Here is an 18,274-nt window from a genome sequence, read left to right on the forward strand (position 1 = left end):
CTATGTAGCCCTCGGACAGCCTCTGTCTTTTGATGACTGCCGGGGGGGCGAGAAAGTTTCGACGGGGCTACGGACGGTAAAACTCAAAAACACCATAAATCAAATGTGGGAGCGGGCTTGCTCGCGAAAGCGGCGGCACATCCAGTATTGATGTCACTGACACACCGCTTTCGCGAGCAAGCCCGCTCCCATAGGTTGATCAATGCCCGACGACGATCCGGGCCGAGCCTTCAGCCGATTCGGCATACACAGGGCCCAACCGGTCAAGACGCCCACTCCAGGCGGTCAGTGCCAGTGCGACCAAGACCACCAGGCCGCCGATCCACGCGGTATGAATCAGACCCATGTGCGCCACGATCAAACCACCGCCCCACGCCCCACCGGCAATGCCGAGGTTGAATGCCGCAATGTTCAGGCCCGAAGCCACGTCCACCGCATTCGGGGTGTGATGTTCGGCCTGACGCACCACATACACCTGCAGGCCCGGCACGTTGCCGAAAGCGACGGCGCCCCAAACCAGCACGGTGGCCAGGGCCAGCCATGGATTGCCAGCCGTGAAAGTCAGCACGAACAGCACGGCGGCGAGCAGGGCGAAGATGATTTTCAGAGCGCTGATCGGGCCGTGTTTGTCCGCCAGTTTGCCGCCCCAGATGTTGCCGACGGCCACCGAGATGCCGTACACCAGCAGCACCAGGCTGACGGTGCTGGCGCTGAAGCCGGAAATGTCCTGAAGAATCGGCGCCAGAAAGGTGAAGGCAATGAACGAGCCGCCGTAACCGACCGCTGTCATGGCATACACCAACAGTAGGCGCGGTTGCTTGAGCACCTGCAATTGCTGCATCAGCGAAGCCGGTTTGCTGTGGGCGATGTTTTTCGGCACATAGAGCAGGCTGCCGAGGAAGGCGATCACACCCAATGCAGACACCGCGAGGAAGGTTTCACGCCAGCCGAAATGCTGACCGATAAACGTCCCCAACGGTACGCCAGTGACCAGCGCCACGGTCAGGCCGGTGAACATGATGGCAATCGCGCTGGCGGCTTTCTCCTTCGGCACCAGGCTGGTGGCGATGATCGAGCCAATCGAGAAAAACACCCCGTGGGCCAGGCCCGTGACGATCCGCGCAATGATCAGCGACTCGTAGCTCGGCGCTTTCCAGGCCAGCAAGTTGCCGAGGGTGAACAGCACCATCAACGACAACAGCAGCAATTTGCGTGGGACTTTACCGGTGAGGGCGGTCAGCACCGGCGCGCCGATGGCCACACCGAGTGCATACAGACTGACTAGCAGACCGGCGGACGGCAGGCTGACACCGAGATCGGCGCCGATGGTAGGTAACAAGCCAACGATGACGAACTCCGTCGTCCCGATGGCGAAAGCGCTGAGGGTCAGCGCGAGCAAGGCAATGGGCATGGCTGCACTCCGGTGGGATTGATTGATGGAGCGCAGTGTCGGGGTTTGGGCCGTGCGGAAAAATACAGGGATGGGCATTTGATATTTGCGCGGAGGTCAAATATCGAGTGGCGAATGAAATATCTGAGAGAAATCGGTTCGCAGGTTTTGGGGGCGCTTCGCACCCCAGCGGGGGCAAGCTCTCTCTCCACAGTGAACCGCATCGGCGGGCTATCTTGCGGCCAAAACCGAACTTGGCCGCCATTTGCCAATCAGTTCCTTACAGACCCTTGTGAAGGAGCTCCGCGTTTTGTTCAAGTTCAAGACCGCGATACTACTGGGGGCGTTGCTGTTTGTGGGCAGCAACGAACTGGAAGCCGCCGCGTTGTCAGGCGTTCCCACTGCAGCTGAAGAGCCCGCCAAGGCTGAGCCGCTGGTCCAGGGAGGCCTGCTCGGGGCCATCAGCTCCAGCATCGACGACGTTCAGGACAAACTCGATCTCAACCAAAATCTGGTGGATGCCTGGCGTCTGCGCGCTGATCGGGCGGCGGATGAAGTGGACAAACTGGTGAATCAGCCCTCGTCCCGTTCTTCCTGGGGCGTAGCCGCTGACTTCCTGTTGTTGTCCGGTGTGTGGCTCGGCACGTTTGCCTTGCTCACGGTGCTCGGCGGCATTCTGGCCAGGCATTTGAACCTGGGCCGTTGGTTGCGAACGCGCGAGCGCAGCCAGGACCTGCTCAAGTATTTGATGCCTTTCACCTTGCCCGCCGTGATCTGTCTGCCGCTGACCCTCTACGTCAGCCATTTCCTGCAGGCTTCGGTCGGTCGCGCCCTCGCGCTGTGTTTCGCCTACGCCACCAGCAGCGGCATTTTCTCGACCTCGATGCTGCTCTGCGTAATCGTCATGTTCAATACCGGTCATAAGCGCCCGGCGGTGCAGATCATCCGTGACTACTGCCCCAGACCGCTGTTCATGATTGGCTTCCTCGCTGCGCTGAGCGATGCCTTGACCAGCCCGCAGATCGCCCGGCAATTGGGCGGCAACATCACCAGCAGCATCGCGGTCTTCACTGGGCTGTTCGCGTCGATCATCTTCGGTTTGCTGGTGATTCACCTGCGTCGTCCGGTGGCGCATCTGATCCGTAACCGCCCATTGACTCAGCGCCTCAAACAGCCCTCATTGCAAGAGTCCCTGCGAATCTTTTCCGGGCTCTGGTACTGGCCGATCCTGCTGATGGTGCTGGTCTCGGCGATCAACCTGATCGGCGTCGGCGAGGACAATCAAAAGGCCCTGCGCTGTGCGTTATTCACCACCGTGTTGCTGATCGCGATGGTGTTTCTCAGCACGATTTTCCAGCACTTGTTCAAGACTCGCCGGGCCGAAGCGATCCAGCGCAGCAGTGCTTACAAGGAGCGTTTTCTCAGCTTGCTTCATGCCTTGCTGCGCATCGTCATGGCCGTGGCGTTCATCGAAATCCTCGGGCGAATCTGGGGCGTGTCGCTGTTCGAGTTTGCTGAACGCAACTCCGTGGGCCGAGCGATCAGTAATTCGTTAAGCAGTATCGGCATGATCTTTCTGGTGACGTGGTTGCTCTGGGTGGTGCTCGACACCGCGATTCAGGAAGCCTTGAAACCGCCGGTCAGCAAGCGCTCGGCGCGTCAGCCGAGCACGCGGGTGAAAACCATCCTGCCGCTGCTGCGCAATGCGATCAAAATCATCTTGGTGGTGATTTGCGCGATCACCACCATGGCCAACCTGGGGATCAACGTCGCGCCGCTGCTAGCCGGTGCCGGGGTGGTCGGTCTGGCGATTGGTTTCGGTTCCCAGCAACTGGTGCAGGACGTAATCACCGGGTTGTTCATCATCATTGAGGACACCTTGTCGATCGGCGATTGGGTGGTGCTCGATTCCGGCCACGCCGGCACTGTCGAAGGCCTGACCATTCGCACCCTGCGTCTGCGCGACGGCAAGGGCTTTGTGCACTCGGTGCCGTTCGGCCAGATCAAGGCCGTGACCAATCAATCGCGGCAGTTTGCATTTGCATTTTTCTCGGTGCAGTTCACTTACGACACCGATGTCGACAAGGCCATAGAACTGATCCGCGAGGCCGGGGATTCGATTCGTGACGATGCGTTTCTCAAGTACAACCTGCAAGGGCCGCTGGATGTGTTCGGTGTCGACAAAATGGACCTTAACGGCGTGGTGTTGACGGCGCAGTTTCGTACCGTGTCGGGTGGGCAATATGCGGTGAGCCGGGCGTTCAATCAGCGTTTGAAAAAGCTTGTGGATAACAGCCCATGGGTGCATTTCGCGCAGACTTATCCACAGCAGGTTTTGATCCCCAAAAGGCATGTGGATGAGCCAGAAGATGATGGGCCGACGCTGGAGGAATCGCCGGTGTTGTTGCCGGATCAACCGCGAACCCAATGATCTTGTTGGTTGTGATGGCCTCTTCGCGAGCAAGCCCGCTCCCACATTTGATCTGTGTCGGAGCGCGGTTTTGTGATCGACACAACATCCCCCGTGGGAGCGGGCTTGCTCGCGAAGGCGCCAGGCCAGACAACATCAATGCCGGATCAGTTTGTTACGCACCTCGCCACTGGCCTGCTGATCCAGCTCCAGCCAGAACTGCTGCTTGCCAGCGATCTCGGCGGCGGCCGGTATGCCGTCGCGGTACACCAGTCGATTGCTCGCCAGCGCCGGTACTTTCGCGCCTGGCAACAAGGTGCCGGCAAGGTTCAGCGGATCCACCCCACACACCGCGATCAGACTTCCGTCGTGCGGTCGCCGCCGGACTTCGCGCAGCAACGGAATCGCCTCAGGGAGCGCAAATTGCTCCCCCGCCAGACCACTGACAAACCGCCCGCCACGAATCTCGCCCCGGGCCTCGAGCCGATGGAATGTGCGCAGCAATTCCCGCCAACTCGGCAACCAATCCGCCTCACGCTCCAGCAAGCGCCAGAACACCACGCCATAACGGCGCAGCAAGGTCATGGCAATGTGTTCCAGGGTTTCGCTGGGCGTAGGCGCTGGTCGTTGTTTATCCACAACCGGGGCAGCAGCACCGCGGCGCAGCAAGGCCCAGCGTCCGGCATCGTCCATGCCGCCGACAAATGCTCCGCGCCCGTGTCGGCTGCTGCGATTCTGGCGTTTGCTGGCCGGGGTAATCAGCGCCCGCAGGCCGGCGAAGCTGTCGGCGTTTACCAGCCCGGCACCGACCAGTTCCTGCAAGGCGATTTCCAGTTCCGAGCGCAGCAGATGGGCTTCGTGAATCAGCTCATCGAAAAACAGTGCGCCATGCTGGCTGAGCGCTTCATGGACTTTCTGTGTTTTGGGCGACAGTTCGCTGACCGGCGTCTGCTCGGTCAAGCCGCTCCACAATCCGACCTGACTACGCGGCAGCAACAGAATCGGCGTGCTGCGCAATGCCGTGCTGGCGCTCTTGTTGCGCGTGGTCAGTCGGGTCCAGATCAGTTTGCCGCTGCGGCATAACTCATCCAGCCAGCTCGCCGAGTAGTCTTTGATACGCGCCGGCAGAATGTCGCTGTCCCACGCCGAAGCAGCGGCGGGGTAGCCTTCGAACTGGCTGATGATCGCCGGCAACACCGCGCGGCCCTGGGCTTGGCTCGCGCTGGAAAGATGCTGCCAGTCGAACAGAAAACGCATGAAGTCCTGCAACGCAACCGGCTCGATTTCCCGTCGCAGTCGTTTGACCGTGTAGCGATGAATCCGCGCCAGCAGATGCCGCTCACACCACTCGTCATCAGGGGCGCCAGGGGTGAATTGCCCGCGCAGTACATAGCCTTCGCGCTCCAGTTGCGCCAGGGCCTGAGTGACTTGAATCGCCGGTAGACCGAGAGGTTCAGCAATCGCCTTCAGCGGCAACGGACCAAACGCGCTGAGCCGTGCGCGGATCACTTCCAGCACCGCTTCGTCCGGCTCCCAGGTTTCATCGAAACCGGGCAACGCCTCCAGCGGTGGAACCAATGTGGCTTGTGGATAAATCGCCCGCAGGCAAGTCAGTCGCTCCAGCGCGAACCATAGCGATTGTTCGGTATTGATTTGCAAACGGCTGGCGCGGCCACGGTCGGCCAAGGTGTTCAGCCACTCGAGCCAATTCGGATTGGCCAGGGCCTCGGTATCGGAGATGCACGCCAGGCTCATCAGCGCTTCATGCATTTCATCAATGCCGGTTGGCGTTGGCCAGGCCTCTTCACGCACCGCAGTAATTGCCTCGGCGTCCAGCGCACCGAGATCGTCGGTGGATTGCGGATCGCTCCAGCGGCGGTTGAGCACTGCCTGAGTGCGGCGCTCTTCCAGCGGCGCATCGTCGAGAAAGGTGTAGGGGCGAGCGCTGAGAATCTCCGCCGCCAGTGGCGAGGGCGCCGGCAAATCGCGGCTGACCAGGCGGATGTCGCCCTGTTCCATGCGCCGCAATAATGCCAGCCAGCCTTCGCTGTCCATGGCTTCGTGCAGGCAATCATCGAGGGTTTGTTCCACCAGCGGATGATCAGGAATCTCGCGCTCGCCAGCGAGGTTTTCCACACAGGCGATCTGATCGGGAAACACGCTGGCGATCAGGTCTTCGCTTTTCATCCGCTGGATCTGCGGCGGTACTTTGCGTCCACCGCTGTAGCGCGGCAGCGCCAGGGCGACCCCGGCGTTCCAGCGCCAGCGCACACCGAACAGCGGCGCCTCAAGCACCGCTTGAATCAAGGTATGTTCGGCACTGTTGCTGTGCAGATAACGCCAGACATCCTCCAGCTCGAAGCTATGACCGGTGGACAGCGACAGCACGATGGCGTCCTCGCTGGCGGCGGCTTGCAATTCGAAGTTGAAGGTGCGGCAGAAACGCTTGCGCAGGGCCAGGCCCCAGGCGCGGTTGATGCGGCTGCCGAACGGCGAATGGATGATCAGTTGCGTACCGCCGGACTCGTCGAAAAACCGCTCCATCAGCAGCGTGTCTTGCGACGGTAAGGCGCCGAGGGTCTGGCGTGCCCGGGCCAGGTAATCGACCAATTGCTCGGCGCTGGCGAGGTTCAGGCCGAGGGTGTCGGTCAGCCAGTCGACGGCCGGTTGCAAGTTGCCGGGTGTGGCGCCGAGCCGCTCATCGAGTTGCGCTTGCAGGCGTGCCACCGCGAACGACAGTTCATCACTGCGCCCGGGTGCTTCACCGAGCCAGAACGGAATGGTCGGCGGTTGCCCCTGAGCGTCTTCGACCCGGACCTTGCCGGTTTCGACCCGCAGGATTCGATACGACGTATTGCCCAGCTGAAAGATATCCCTGGCGATGCTTTCCACCGCGAAGTCTTCGTTGACGCTGCCGATGTTCAGCCCTTGAGGCTCCAGCAAAACGCTGTAGTCGGCGTTGTCCGGAATCGTCCCGCCACTGGTCACGGCGGTCAGCTTGGCGCCCCGGCGACCGCGCAGGGTGCGGCTCACGGCGTCCCGGTGCAGGTAAGCGCTACGAATACCCAGACGCCCGTTGTAGCCCTCGGCGAGCATTTGCAGCAGTGCCTGATAGTGTTTTTCGTCGAGCGAGGCGTAAGGCGAGGCGTTGCGCAGCATGTCCAGCAGCGCCTGTTCCTGCCATTCCTGGCAGCTGACCTCGGCGATGATCTGCTGGGCCAGCACGTCCAGCGGCGCTTCGGGGATCTGCAACGTGTCGAGTTCACCACGGCGGACGCAATCGAGCAGGGCGGCGCATTCGATCAGGTCGTCGCGGGTGGTGGCAAACAACCGGCCCTTGGGCGTGCCGCCGACCTGGTGCCCGGAGCGGCCGACTCGTTGCAGAAACCCGGCAATCGAGCGTGGCGAAGCGATCTGGCACACCAGGTCGACATCGCCGATATCAATCCCCAATTCCAGCGAAGCCGTGGCGATCAGCACTTGCAGCTCGCCGCGCTTGAGGCGTTGCTCGGCGTCCAGGCGAAACTCTTTGGCCAGGCTGCCATGGTGGGCCGCCACCGCGTCCTTGCCGAGGCGCTCGCTCAAGTGTCGACTCAGGCGTTCGGCCAGACGCCGGGTGTTGACGAAAATCAGCGTGGTCCGGTGTTCACGGGCGAGGGCGGCGAGTCGGTCATAGACCAGTTCCCAGACGTCATTGGCCATCACCGCCGACAAGGGCACGGGCGGCACCTCTATATCGAGGTCCCGTGGGCGGGCGTGGCCGATGTCGATGATGTCGCAGTCGCGATCACGGCCGACCAAAAAGCGCGAAACCGCTTCGATGGGTTTCTGCGTGGCGGACAAGCCGATACGCACCAGCGGTTGCGAGCAGAGTGCTTGCAGACGTTCCAGGCTCAGGGCCAGATGACTGCCACGTTTGCTGGCGGCAATGGCGTGGATTTCGTCAACGATCACCGTGTGGGTGGTGCCGAGCATTTGCCGGCCGGAGTCGGAGCCGAGCAGCACGTAAAGAGATTCCGGGGTGGTCACCAGAATGTGCGGCGCGGTTTTGCGCATGGCCGAGCGCTCTTTTTGCGGCGTATCGCCGGTGCGCACGGCGGTGCTGATCGGTACGTCGGGCAGGCCCATCACCCGCAACTGTTCGGTAATGCCGGCCAGCGGGTTTTGCAGGTTGATCCGGATGTCGTTGGACAGCGCCTTGAGCGGCGAAACGTAGACCACCAGGGTTTCGTCCGGCAGGCCGTCCGGACTCTCCAGGCCACGATGGACCAGATCGTCGAGCACGGCCAGAAACGCGGTGAGGGTCTTGCCGGAACCGGTGGGCGCAGCGATCAGGGTAGAGCGGCGCTGGCGGATCAACGGCCACGCCCGGGCTTGGGCGGCGGTGGCCGTCGCGAAGGTGTTGCTGAACCAGGCGCTGACGGCGGGGTGAAAGCCTGCCAGAGCAGCGTCCGTGGGGATGGGCAGATTCATGGGGTAATTTATGCGGGTGGGGGCGGGAAGTTGCAAGTACCGCTCAAGTCCTCTGTCGGCTTTAGGGCCCCTTCGCGAGCAAGCCCGCTTGTATGGTAGGACTTGAAGGGAGGAGGAGGGACAAAGCCCGATTCTGACTGTTGACGCAGTACAGATCCGTGGGAGATTTCGCCCCTCCTCCTTTCACCCAAGCGCCGATAAAGAATGCATCTGGCTAGGACCGACGATAGGAACAAGCCTGCGCCTCTGGGTGAGCCCTTCAAGTGCTCAAAACATATCCCGGAGGAAATCCAATGGCAATGCCGGTTTCTGTCACAAAGCCAATCGTAGGCGTGGATGTCGCCAAGAACGAACTGGTGATCTATCACGCCGAACTTGACCTGCTTGAAGAGATTCCCAACAACAAGGCTGCCATCAAGCAGTGGTTGAAAGCCTTGTCGGGGACAGTCGCGGTAGCCATTGAGTCGACCAATATCTATCACCTGGAGTTCGCCGATCTGGCCTATGAGGCTGGCTGCGTGATTTACATGGTGGGTGGCTATGAACTCAGCCATTACCGAAAAGGGGTGAATATCCGCGCCAAAACCGATGCGTTGGATGCCAGACTGCTCGCCCGCTATCTGAAGAACGAAGGTGATGATCTTCATCCTTGGACCCCGCCATCACCGCTGTACCGCCAGCTCTTGAGCCTTTTTCGTCGTCGCGCAGCCTTGGTTCAGGCGCGGGTCGGCCTGGTGCAAAGTTGGGCGAATGAACCGCTGCTGAAATCTGCTTTCGCCGCGCAAGTGAAAGCCATGCAGCAGCTTGAAACGCTGGTCGAAAAGACGATTAATGATCATCTGAAAGAAGCCGGTTTGCTCGGTCAGTTGAAGCGTTGCCTGAAAGTTGAAGGCATTGGATTTCTGACCGGAGCCCGCTTGCTCACGGCGTTTCAGCGGGGCGACTTCAGAAACGCAGATGCCTTTATTGCCTTTCTGGGAATGGATTTGCGGGTGGCGAAGTCAGGGCAAAAAGACGGGCGCCGGAGCTTGACCAAGCGAGGTGACCCGGAAGCTCGCCGGCTTCTGCACAATGCAGCTATGTCGGCCAGCCGTACGCCAGCCTGGAAAGGCTTTTATGAAGAGCAAAGAGCTCGAGGTTTCAGCACCACTCAGGCGCTGGTGATACTGGCTCGCAAGCTTGCTCGGATCGTATTCGCTCTACTGAAAGGACAGAGCGAATATCAACCCAAAGCTGGTTGAGGGCTTCCCTTCAACCATAGAATCTCCCACATGACCTTCTATCGTCATACACCTGTGCAACAGTCGAAAAAATCTCACGCGTGAGCTATTGAGGTCCGCAAAAATTGCCTGTAGTGTTTCTCACGCGTGAGTTTTTCACAACGGGGTCAGCATCATGAAAAGCAGCTCTCCATCAGATCCGCCTACCGGATCTGTCACCGATTCAGCGAGCCAAAAGGGAGAGCGCTCGAAACCGTCCGCAAAAAAACCATCCAGCTTCTACATGAAGCAGATGCGCGCGGGCCTGGGTGCCGCCGGGTATGTGAAACACGAGACTTGGGTGCTTCCCGAAAACCGAAGCCTGCTCAAGCAGATGGAGAAACAGCTACGCCAACCGATTCTGGCTGGCTCATTCATGTCGGAGAATTACATGAGCGCAGGTAATAACTGGAATATCGATCGCCTCTACAGCGCCCTTCAGGCCCTCGACGAAGTGGTTTCGAACGACATCACCCTCTCCCTCGTTCAAGGCTCCGAGTCCAGCATCAAGCTGGAAATGAACGATTTCGGTGGCTTGCCGATTTACATCGCGGTGGTTGGCGATCAGGTCATCGTGGATACCGTTCTGGTCGATGTCGAGTCCATCAACGACGTACCGGCATTCAATGACGCCGTTCTGCGTAGCCGGGAAATGTTCCCGCTGTCCTCGATCGGTATCGAGTCGATGCCCAACGGGCAGGTCGTTTACAACATGTTCGGCGCACTGAGCTCCGACTCCAGCCTGACCAACGTCGTGACCGAGGTCAAAACCCTCGTCGACAACGTCCAGCGCGCCAGCGAAGCCTTTGAACGTTTCTTCATCTAATTTTTCGGGAACAGGAAATATCCAATGACTCAGTCCATCTGGAGCAAATTGTTCACCGCGCTGCGTGGCGGTGCCAACGAAGTCGGCGAATCGATCGTCGACCAACAGGCCCTGCGCATCCTCGACCAGGAAATTCGTGATGCTGACAGCGCGCTGGCCAACGCCAAGCGTGAGCTGGTCACCATCATGGCCAAGCACAAACTGTCGGCTGATCGCGTCAGCGAGCACAACGCCAAGATCAAGGACCTGGAATCCAAGGCCCTGGCCGCGATCCAGGCCAATCGCGAAGACCTGGCACTGGAAGTGGCCGAAGCCATTTCTACCCTGACCAACGAACTGGATGTCGAGCAAAAGCAGGCCACCGAATTCGGCGGTTACGCGGACAACATGCGTAAAGACATCACCAAGGCTGAAAGCCGCATCAAAAGCCTGCGTCAGCAAGTGGACATGGCCAAGGCGCGTGAAAGCGTACAGAAAGCCCAGGTCAGTGCTTCGATCGCCAGTGGCGGCGCCAACGGCAAGCTGGAAACCGCCGTCGGTACGCTGAACCGCCTGCAAGCCAAACAGCAGCAACGCGCCGCTGAACTGGAAGCTCAGGACCAACTGGCCGATGCGTCGACCGGCACCGACCTGGAGCGCAAGCTGCGCGAAGCCGGCATCACGCCGAACGAAGGCAGCGCCAATGCGATTCTGGAACGCCTGAAGAAAAAATCGGCTGAGTAAGCAACAGCGCAGCAGGAAGGGCATTTTTTCCCTGATGCCGAGCTGCGGAACCTGTGGGAGCGGGCTTGCTCGCGAAGAGGGAGTGTCAGTCGACATCAATGTTGCCTGACACACTGCCTTCGCGAGCAAGCCCGCTCCCACATGGGTTGCGCTTAAGTAACGGGCATTCACTGCCCTTCGAGTCGAGGTCAAGGATGGATGCCCTGAAGGGTTTCAAGACAATCGCAGGCGTGGCCCTCTTCATGGTTGCGCTGCAACTGCTCAATGTGGCGACTGGCTACAGCCTTATTGCCTTCGGCCTGGTGCCGAGAACACTGCAGGGACTGGTCGGCATCATCACCTCGCCTTTCTTGCACGGGTCCTTTGCGCATCTGAGTACCAACCTGATTGCCTTTTTGATCCTCGGCACCCTGGTCATTGTCGAAGGGCTCGGCCGGTTCATGGCCGTCAGCGCCATCATCATTCTATTGGGCGGTTCGCTGGTCTGGCTGTTCGGATTTGCAGGCGTACACATTGGTGCCAGTGGATGGGTATTCGGGCTGTGGGCGTACCTCCTGTCGCGCGCCTGGTTCCAGAGGAGCTGGAGTAACCTGATCACGGCCAGTGTCGTGGTCCTGCTCTATGGCGGCCTGATTTTTGGCTTCTTTCCTCGCCAAGGCATGTCCTTCGAAGGGCACATCTTTGGTGCGATCGCCGGATTTATTGCAGCCAAGGTACTGTTATCTACGCCGCGCAGCAGGTTTAATGCCGCCCGGTAACCGCACTGAGCACTCAGACGCCAGAGCGATTACATCGCCAGGAATGAGCCCCACGGAGTCAGGGATGTAATGTCGATTTTCCTTTTATTGCGCACGTACGCTTCGTCCTTCTTCCATCGGTTCGGCTGGGCAGGCCTGGCCATTGCGCTGGGCATACACCTGAGCACGGCCTATATCGGCCTGGTGCTTCTGGGCGAACAACACCTCACCGCCCCCGCCACGTTTACCTACTTCTATCTCACCACCACGCTCACCGTCGGCTATGGCGATCTCGCGCCACAGACATCGGCGGGACGAATTTTCGTGGCTACCTGGGTCATGCTCGGGGGCATTGCGCTGCTGACGGCAGCCATCGGCAAAACCACCAGCAGTGTCATCGATGTATGGAGAAAAGGCATGAAGGGCAAAGGCGATTTCACCGGTAAGGTCGGCCACACTGTTCTCATCGGCTGGGAAGGCGCGTCCAGCGAGCGGGTCATTGAATTATTGCTGCAGGACGAAACCTCCAATGACAACCTGATCGTCATTTGCGATTGCGACCTCGAAGAAAATCCCATGCCGGGCAAAGCAGACTTTATCAAAGGCGAAAGCCTGTCCTCTGCCGCGCTTTTGCTGCGGGCCGGCGTTCCCGGTGCCGAACGCGTCCTGGTGCGAACCCATTCAGACGATCTGACCCTGGCCACCGTGCTGGCGGTCAATCGACTGAGCCCTGTCGGGCATGTGGTCGCCCACTTCAATGAAAGTGAAATCGCTGCGCTCGCCAGCGCCTACGCGCCCAGCCTGGAATGCACCTCGAGCATGGCCATCGAGATGTTGGTGCGTGCCTCTCAGGATCCGGGCTCATCAGTGGTCATCAATGAATTGCTGTGCGTGGGTCAAGGCGCTACCCAATACCTGATGAGACTGCCCGATACTTTTGAAGCAACGTTCGGCGATCTGTACGCACAGATGAAAGAGCGCCACAACGCGACCCTGATCGGCTACCGCGCCAAAGGCGCCCGACAGCCTTCGATCAACCCGCCCGGCGCCACCCGCGTTGAGGGCGGCGAACTCTTCTACATCGCCTCCACTCGCCTCAAGGAAATCACCAATGGGATGGTTTAAACAGTTGATGGGGCTTGAGGCCCCGAAAGCGAATACGGAATCGAAATGGACAGCCAACGAAACCCTGCCCGCCATCGGTCCGCTGGGCCTGGCATTGGGTAAAGAGGTGATGTTCGACACCACCCTGAAGTTGTTGCTCGACGGTAACACCACCGTGGTCATCCCTGGCGCCCAACAGATCTGGAGCGCTGGCACTGTTGATCTCGGGCAGTCGAACTGGCTGTCACGCTATTACATGAACGACGAAGACTACTGGCTGCAAGTGCACACCACCGGTGACATCGCCGGACAGGTCGAGTCAGTGATCCTGTTCAATTACCTCAGTTACGTCACCATCAACAGTGAAGCGGAGCTGAGTCGTCTGGCCGGCCCTCAAAGCCTGATCGGGCTGCCGACTTATACCCATAACGGTGTCGAATACACCCGCGAATGGGGCACCGAGAGTGGCCAGACAGAACTGGTGGGGCTGAGCGAACACCTGAAAAACCCGGATGAGTCCTACAGCATCGAGCACCGTTCGATGCTGTACGCCCGCGAAACCGGCCTGACCGATCGCCGGGAATTCCTGCTGTTTTCCGTCGAAGAAGACGCCGAAGGCACTATCAGCTTGAGTACTTCGCTGGGCATTTCGCTGTACACCACTGACCTGAACACTTTTTAAAAAGGAAGAAGTCCATGCTTGAAGCGCTCTCCATCTCCCTGAATAAAGCCGCCGTGCTCGGGTTTGTTTTGTACATCCTCGGCGCCGCCGTGCTGTTCGCGCTGTTCCAGTTCATCTACACCCGAATCACCCCGCACAAAGAATTCGAACTGATCCGCTCGGGTAACGTTGCGGCCGCGATCGCGCTGGGTGGCGCCATCATCGGTTTCGCCATTCCGGCCAGTAATGTGATTGCCTACTCGATCAGCATTCTGGACTTCGTCGTCTGGGCAGTGATCGCCGCTTTCGTACAATTGCTGGCGTTTCTGGTGACCAGTCTGGTGCTCAAAGGCGCCTCTGAACGCATTAAAAAAGGTGAAATCGCTGCGGGTATCTATATCGCGGCAGTGGCCATCAGCGTCGGCATGTTGAACGCCGCGTGCATGACCCCTTCCTCGAACTGATTGCGCCACGGAGATTCCGATGAAACGAAGCAAGTACGTTCAGCTCTCGCTGGCAGCGTCGGTCGCCATGGCGATATCAGGTTGCGGGCCGACAGAAAAAACCTACCCGGTGCAGAAGAAGTACAACTTCCAGTCTGTTCAGCAGTGTGCCGATGAAAAACTCCCGGTAGACGTCTGCTCTGACGCCTACATGACCGCCATGGCAGAGCATCGCCGTATCGCGCCGGTGTACGACAACCAGGCCGATTGCGATGCCGACTTTGTCGCCGACTGGTGCCAGCAGGATTCCGCCGGCAAGTTCATCCCCAAGCTGGGCGGTTTCGAACTGACCGCCGATGGCGAGGTGACGCAATCCCAGGTGGACGCGGCCAAGGCTCAACTGCCGGCCTCGGAAGCGAACAGCGGAGGCTCCGGGTTCTCCGGCACCAGCCTGCTGACCGGCCTGCTGATCGGCAACATGCTGAGTAGCAATCGCAATAGCTACTTCTCCGAGCCGGTCTACCGCTACCGCGATGATCGCGGCAACTACGGCTCCTCAACGCTCAACCAGCGGATTTCCAAAGGCTCAACCTTTACCAAGTCCAATCAGGCAAGGTACGGCAGCAGCAGCTACACCGACTCAATCCGTTCAGGCAGCAAGCCGATATCCGTTGCCTCATCCACGTCTCGTGGCGGCTTCGGCAGCAAAGCCAGCGCCCGCAGCGGTTGGGGCGGTTCGAGCAGCGCTGGCCGATCGAGCAGTTAAGGAACAAACGCCATGAAGAAGATCCTCTGCGCAGAGCGTCATGACTGGAAACAGACCGCCGAAAGTCTTGGCTTTCTGTTCCATACCATCGACGACGAACCCTATTGGGACGAAAGCGCGTATTACCAGTTCACGCTCAAGCAGATCGAGAACGATCTCGAAGACCCGACCACCGAGATTCATGAGATGTGCATGGACCTGGTGGCCCGCGTGGTTCAGAGCGAGGAGTTGCTGGAGCGCCTGAGCATTCCAGCGCCATTCTTCGACATGGTTCGCACTTCATGGCTCGAAGGCCACCCGCACCTGTATGGACGCATGGATTTTTCCTACGACGGCAGCGGGCCGGCCAAGTTGCTGGAACTCAACTACGACACGCCGACCAGCCTGTATGAGGCGGCGGCGTTTCAGTGGGGCTGGCTGGAGCAATGCATCGAACGCGGCTTGCTGCCCAAGCATGCCGACCAGTTCAACAGCATCGACACCAAGCTGCATCAGGCCTTTGCCCAGCTGCAGCTCAAACAGCCCTTCTATTTCGCCTCGATGAAAGACTCGGTCGAAGACAAAGGCACCACCGACTACTTGCGCCTGATCGCGGAAAAGGTCGGCATCGAATCGCGGCACATCGACATCGAAGACATCGGCCTCACCCATGAAGGACGTTTCGTCGACTTAGAAGATCGCTGGATTCCTCATCTGTTCAAGCTGCATGCCTGGGAGTTCATCTTCCACGAACCCTTCGGCTCGGCGATTGCCCAGAGTGACACACAGTTTTTCGAGCCCGCCTGGAAATCGATCATTTCCAACAAGGGTATCCTGCCACTGCTGTGGGAGTTCAACAAAGGTCACCCGAACCTGCTCGCGGCGCACCTGGATCCAGACCCAAGCAAAGCGGTGCCAAAAGGCTGGGTGCGCAAGCCGTTCTTCTCCCGGGAAGGCGCCAACATTGAACTGCAAACCGCTGACGGTCTGATCGTGAAAGAGGACGGGCCCTACACCGACGCGCCGTTTATCCTTCAGGAATTCGCCCCGCTGCCGAAGTTTGGCGACAGCTTTACGCTGGTTGGCTCCTGGGTGATCGGCGATCAGGCGGCCGGTATTGGCGTGCGGGAAGACAACAGTTTGATCACCAAGGATTCAAGCCGGTTTTTGCCGCACCTGATACTCGACTGACCCATCCATCGCCGGTGTGGACATAAGTAAGATGCCCGCAAGACTTACGGCTGAAATACCGGATAATGGCGGCCAAATCGTCTAGCCCGTTATTCTGGTAATCCCCCATGGAAATAAAGGTCAACTTTCTCGACAACCTTCGACTTGAAGCCAAGTTCGATGACTTCACGGTGGTGGCCGATCAACCTATCCGCTACAAGGGCGATGGCTCGGCACCTGGCCCATTCGACTACTTCCTGGCTTCGTCGGCGTTGTGTGCGGCTTATTTCGTGAAGTTGTACTGCGACACCCGCAGTATTCCCACGGATAACATCCGCCTGTCGCAGAACAACATTGTTGATCCGGAAAACCGCTACAACCAGATTTTCAAGATCCAGGTCGAGTTGCCGGCGGACATCTCCGACAAGGACCGCCAGGGCATCCTGCGTTCCATCGACCGTTGCACCGTGAAAAAAGTGGTGCAAGCCGGACCTGAGTTTGTGATCGAAGAGGTGGAAAACCTCGACGCCGATGCCCAGGCGTTGTTGATGCCTGCATCCAATTCCGGGACGGGCACCTATATCGCGGGCAAGGATCTGCCGCTGGAGCAAACCATCGCCAATATGTCAGCCATTCTGGCGGACCTGGGCATGAAGATTGAAATCGCCTCGTGGCGCAATATCGTGCCCAATGTGTGGTCGCTGCATATCCGCGATGCGCACTCGCCGATGTGCTTTACCAACGGCAAGGGTACGACCAAGGAAGGCGCGCTGGCGTCGGCATTGGGCGAGTTTATCGAGCGACTCAACTGCAACTTCTTCTACAACGACCAGTTCTGGGGCGAAGACATCGCCAACGCAGCGTTTGTGCACTATCCGGACGAACGCTGGTTCAAGCCTGGTCGAAAAGATGAGCTGCCAACTGAAATTCTCGACGAGTACTGCCTGAAGATTTACAACCGCGACGGCGAGCTGCGTGGCTCCCATCTGATCGATACCAACTCGGGCAATGAAGAGCGCGGCATCTGCTCGCTACCATACGTGCGCCAGTCGGACGGCGAAGTGGTGTATTTCCCATCCAACCTGATTGAAAACCTTTTCCTGAGCAACGGCATGAGTGCCGGTAACACGCTGGCAGAAGCCCAGGTGCAGTGCTTGTCGGAGATTTTCGAGCGCGCGGTAAAACGCGAAATCATCGAAGGTGAATTTGCACTGCCGGATGTGCCGGCCCACGTGCTGGCGAAGTACCCCGGGATACTGGCCGGCATTCAGGCGCTGGAAGAACAGGGATTCCCCGTGTTGGTGAAGGATGCGTCCCTGGGTGGTGAATTCCCGGTGATGTGCGTCACGTTGATGAACCCGCGTACCGGCGGCGTGTTCGCCTCGTTCGGCGCGCATCCGAGCCTGGAAGTGGCGCTGGAACGCAGCCTGACCGAATTGCTGCAGGGCCGCAGCTTCGAAGGCCTCAACGACTTGCCCCAGCCGACGTTTGAAGGTCACGCAGTGACCGAGCCGAATAACTTCGTCGAGCACTTTATCGACTCCAGCGGCGTGGTGTCGTGGCGCTTCTTCAGTGCCAAATCGGATTACGAATTCGTGGAGTGGGACTTCTCCGGCCAGGGCGAAAACTCGAATGCCGAGGAAGCCGCGACCTTGTTCGGCATTCTCGAAGGCATGGGCAAGGAAGTGTACATGGCGGTCTACGAGCATATCGGCGCGAAGGCGTGCCGTATCCTGGTGCCGAACTATTCGGAAATCTATCCCGTGGACGATCTGATCTGGGATAACACCAACAAAGCGCTGTTCTTCCGCGCCGACATCCTGAACCTGCATCGTCTGGACGAAGACGAACTGCAAGCGCTGGTTGAGCGCCTGGTGGAAAGTGAGCTGGACGACTACACCGACATCACCTCCTTGATCGGCATCGAATTTGACGACAATACGGCTTGGGGTCAGCTGACGATCCTGGAGTTGAAGTTGCTGATTTATCTCGCCTTGCAACAGTTTGAAGAGGCGAAAGAGGCGGTGGAAATGTTCCTGCAGTACAACGACAACACGGTTGAGCGTGGCTTGTTCTACCAGGCCGTCAACGTGGTGCTGGAGATGAAGCTGGACGAAGACCTGGAGCTGGAAGACTACGAGGCCAATTTCCGCCGGATGTTTGGCAGCGAGCGGATGGATGCAGCAATCGGATCGGTGGACGGCAGCGTGCGTTTCCATGGCTTGACGCCGACCAGCATGAAACTGGAGGGGCTCGACAGGCACCTGCGGTTGATCGATAGCTACAAGAAACTGCACTCGGCACGGGCCAATGTGACCACTTTATTCAGTTAA

The 18,274-nt window shown here is 59.1% G+C and carries 13 protein-coding genes; 11 read left to right on the forward strand and 2 right to left on the reverse strand.

The window, feature by feature from the left end:
* Window positions 1–199 precede the first annotated feature (199 nt).
* Window positions 200–1,411 carry an MFS transporter gene (locus AB7M29_RS31210; protein WP_454248677.1) on the reverse strand — a complete coding sequence of 404 codons (1,212 nt, stop codon included), beginning with the start codon at window positions 1,409–1,411 and terminating at the stop codon, window positions 200–202.
* A gap of 289 nt (window positions 1,412–1,700) precedes the next feature.
* On the opposite strand from AB7M29_RS31210, the gene AB7M29_RS31215 reads away from it, so the two are divergent.
* Complete coding sequence (locus tag AB7M29_RS31215; protein ID WP_454248678.1) at window positions 1,701–3,821, forward strand: mechanosensitive ion channel family protein; 2,121 nt, start codon at window positions 1,701–1,703, stop codon at window positions 3,819–3,821.
* Window positions 3,822–3,956: 135 nt separating this feature from the next.
* Here the strand turns inward: AB7M29_RS31215 and AB7M29_RS31220 are convergent, their stop codons facing one another.
* A complete protein-coding gene (locus AB7M29_RS31220; RefSeq protein ID WP_454248679.1) occupies window positions 3,957–8,273 on the reverse strand; it encodes an Lhr family helicase in 4,317 nt (1,438 codons plus the stop codon).
* Window positions 8,274–8,566: 293 nt separating this feature from the next.
* On the opposite strand from AB7M29_RS31220, the gene AB7M29_RS31225 reads away from it, so the two are divergent.
* The 10 genes from AB7M29_RS31225 to AB7M29_RS31270 all read left to right on the forward strand — a co-directional run bounded on the left by AB7M29_RS31225 (window position 8,567) and on the right by AB7M29_RS31270 (window position 18,274).
* Complete coding sequence (locus AB7M29_RS31225) at window positions 8,567–9,514, forward strand: IS110 family transposase (protein ID WP_217858081.1); 948 nt, start codon at window positions 8,567–8,569, stop codon at window positions 9,512–9,514.
* Window positions 9,515–9,776: 262 nt separating this feature from the next.
* On the forward strand, window positions 9,777–10,358 hold the full coding sequence (locus tag AB7M29_RS31230) for a YjfI family protein (RefSeq protein ID WP_030131197.1): 582 nt from the start codon (window positions 9,777–9,779) through the stop codon (window positions 10,356–10,358).
* A gap of 24 nt (window positions 10,359–10,382) precedes the next feature.
* Window positions 10,383–11,081: a PspA/IM30 family protein gene (locus tag AB7M29_RS31235; protein WP_123720583.1), complete on the forward strand. Its 699-nt coding sequence runs from the start codon at window positions 10,383–10,385 to the stop codon at window positions 11,079–11,081.
* Window positions 11,082–11,275: 194 nt separating this feature from the next.
* A complete protein-coding gene (locus AB7M29_RS31240; protein WP_052967053.1) occupies window positions 11,276–11,839 on the forward strand; it encodes a rhomboid family intramembrane serine protease in 564 nt (187 codons plus the stop codon).
* A gap of 69 nt (window positions 11,840–11,908) precedes the next feature.
* Window positions 11,909–12,943 carry an ion channel gene (locus AB7M29_RS31245; protein ID WP_217858211.1) on the forward strand — a complete coding sequence of 345 codons (1,035 nt, stop codon included), beginning with the start codon at window positions 11,909–11,911 and terminating at the stop codon, window positions 12,941–12,943.
* Window positions 12,930–13,604 (forward strand): DUF2491 family protein, encoded by a 675-nt coding sequence (locus AB7M29_RS31250; protein WP_454248680.1) that lies wholly within the window; start codon window positions 12,930–12,932, stop codon window positions 13,602–13,604. Before AB7M29_RS31245 ends, AB7M29_RS31250 begins: the two co-directional genes overlap by 14 nt.
* 14 nt (window positions 13,605–13,618) lie before the next feature.
* Window positions 13,619–14,047 carry a DUF350 domain-containing protein gene (locus tag AB7M29_RS31255; RefSeq protein ID WP_217858213.1) on the forward strand — a complete coding sequence of 143 codons (429 nt, stop codon included), beginning with the start codon at window positions 13,619–13,621 and terminating at the stop codon, window positions 14,045–14,047.
* A 19-nt stretch (window positions 14,048–14,066) separates the two neighbouring features.
* Window positions 14,067–14,792, forward strand: coding sequence for a DUF1190 domain-containing protein (locus AB7M29_RS31260; protein WP_038981321.1), 726 nt, complete (start codon window positions 14,067–14,069; stop codon window positions 14,790–14,792).
* Window positions 14,793–14,804: 12 nt separating this feature from the next.
* Window positions 14,805–15,962 carry a glutathionylspermidine synthase family protein gene (locus tag AB7M29_RS31265; protein WP_217858215.1) on the forward strand — a complete coding sequence of 386 codons (1,158 nt, stop codon included), beginning with the start codon at window positions 14,805–14,807 and terminating at the stop codon, window positions 15,960–15,962.
* Between the two features lie 107 nt (window positions 15,963–16,069).
* Window positions 16,070–18,274, forward strand: coding sequence for an OsmC domain/YcaO domain-containing protein (locus tag AB7M29_RS31270; RefSeq protein ID WP_454248681.1), 2,205 nt, complete (start codon window positions 16,070–16,072; stop codon window positions 18,272–18,274).

Source organism: Pseudomonas sp. F-14 TE3623 (assembly GCF_053629015.1).

Excerpts from the sequence above, each read along its gene's own strand:
- AB7M29_RS31210 (WP_454248677.1), bottom strand. The coding sequence starts at position 1,411 with ATGCCCATTGCCTTGCTCGCGCTGACCCTCAGCGCTTTCGCCATCGGG.
- AB7M29_RS31220 (WP_454248679.1), bottom strand. The coding sequence starts at position 8,273 with ATGAATCTGCCCATCCCCACGGACGCTGCTCTGGCAGGCTTTCACCCC.
- AB7M29_RS31225 (WP_217858081.1), top strand. The coding sequence starts at position 8,567 with ATGGCAATGCCGGTTTCTGTCACAAAGCCAATCGTAGGCGTGGATGTC.
- AB7M29_RS31230 (WP_030131197.1), top strand. The coding sequence starts at position 9,777 with ATGAAGCAGATGCGCGCGGGCCTGGGTGCCGCCGGGTATGTGAAACAC.
- AB7M29_RS31235 (WP_123720583.1), top strand. The coding sequence starts at position 10,383 with ATGACTCAGTCCATCTGGAGCAAATTGTTCACCGCGCTGCGTGGCGGT.
- AB7M29_RS31240 (WP_052967053.1), top strand. The coding sequence starts at position 11,276 with ATGGATGCCCTGAAGGGTTTCAAGACAATCGCAGGCGTGGCCCTCTTC.
- AB7M29_RS31245 (WP_217858211.1), top strand. The coding sequence starts at position 11,909 with ATGTCGATTTTCCTTTTATTGCGCACGTACGCTTCGTCCTTCTTCCAT.
- AB7M29_RS31250 (WP_454248680.1), top strand. The coding sequence starts at position 12,930 with ATGGGATGGTTTAAACAGTTGATGGGGCTTGAGGCCCCGAAAGCGAAT.
- AB7M29_RS31255 (WP_217858213.1), top strand. The coding sequence starts at position 13,619 with ATGCTTGAAGCGCTCTCCATCTCCCTGAATAAAGCCGCCGTGCTCGGG.
- AB7M29_RS31260 (WP_038981321.1), top strand. The coding sequence starts at position 14,067 with ATGAAACGAAGCAAGTACGTTCAGCTCTCGCTGGCAGCGTCGGTCGCC.
- AB7M29_RS31265 (WP_217858215.1), top strand. The coding sequence starts at position 14,805 with ATGAAGAAGATCCTCTGCGCAGAGCGTCATGACTGGAAACAGACCGCC.
- AB7M29_RS31270 (WP_454248681.1), top strand. The coding sequence starts at position 16,070 with ATGGAAATAAAGGTCAACTTTCTCGACAACCTTCGACTTGAAGCCAAG.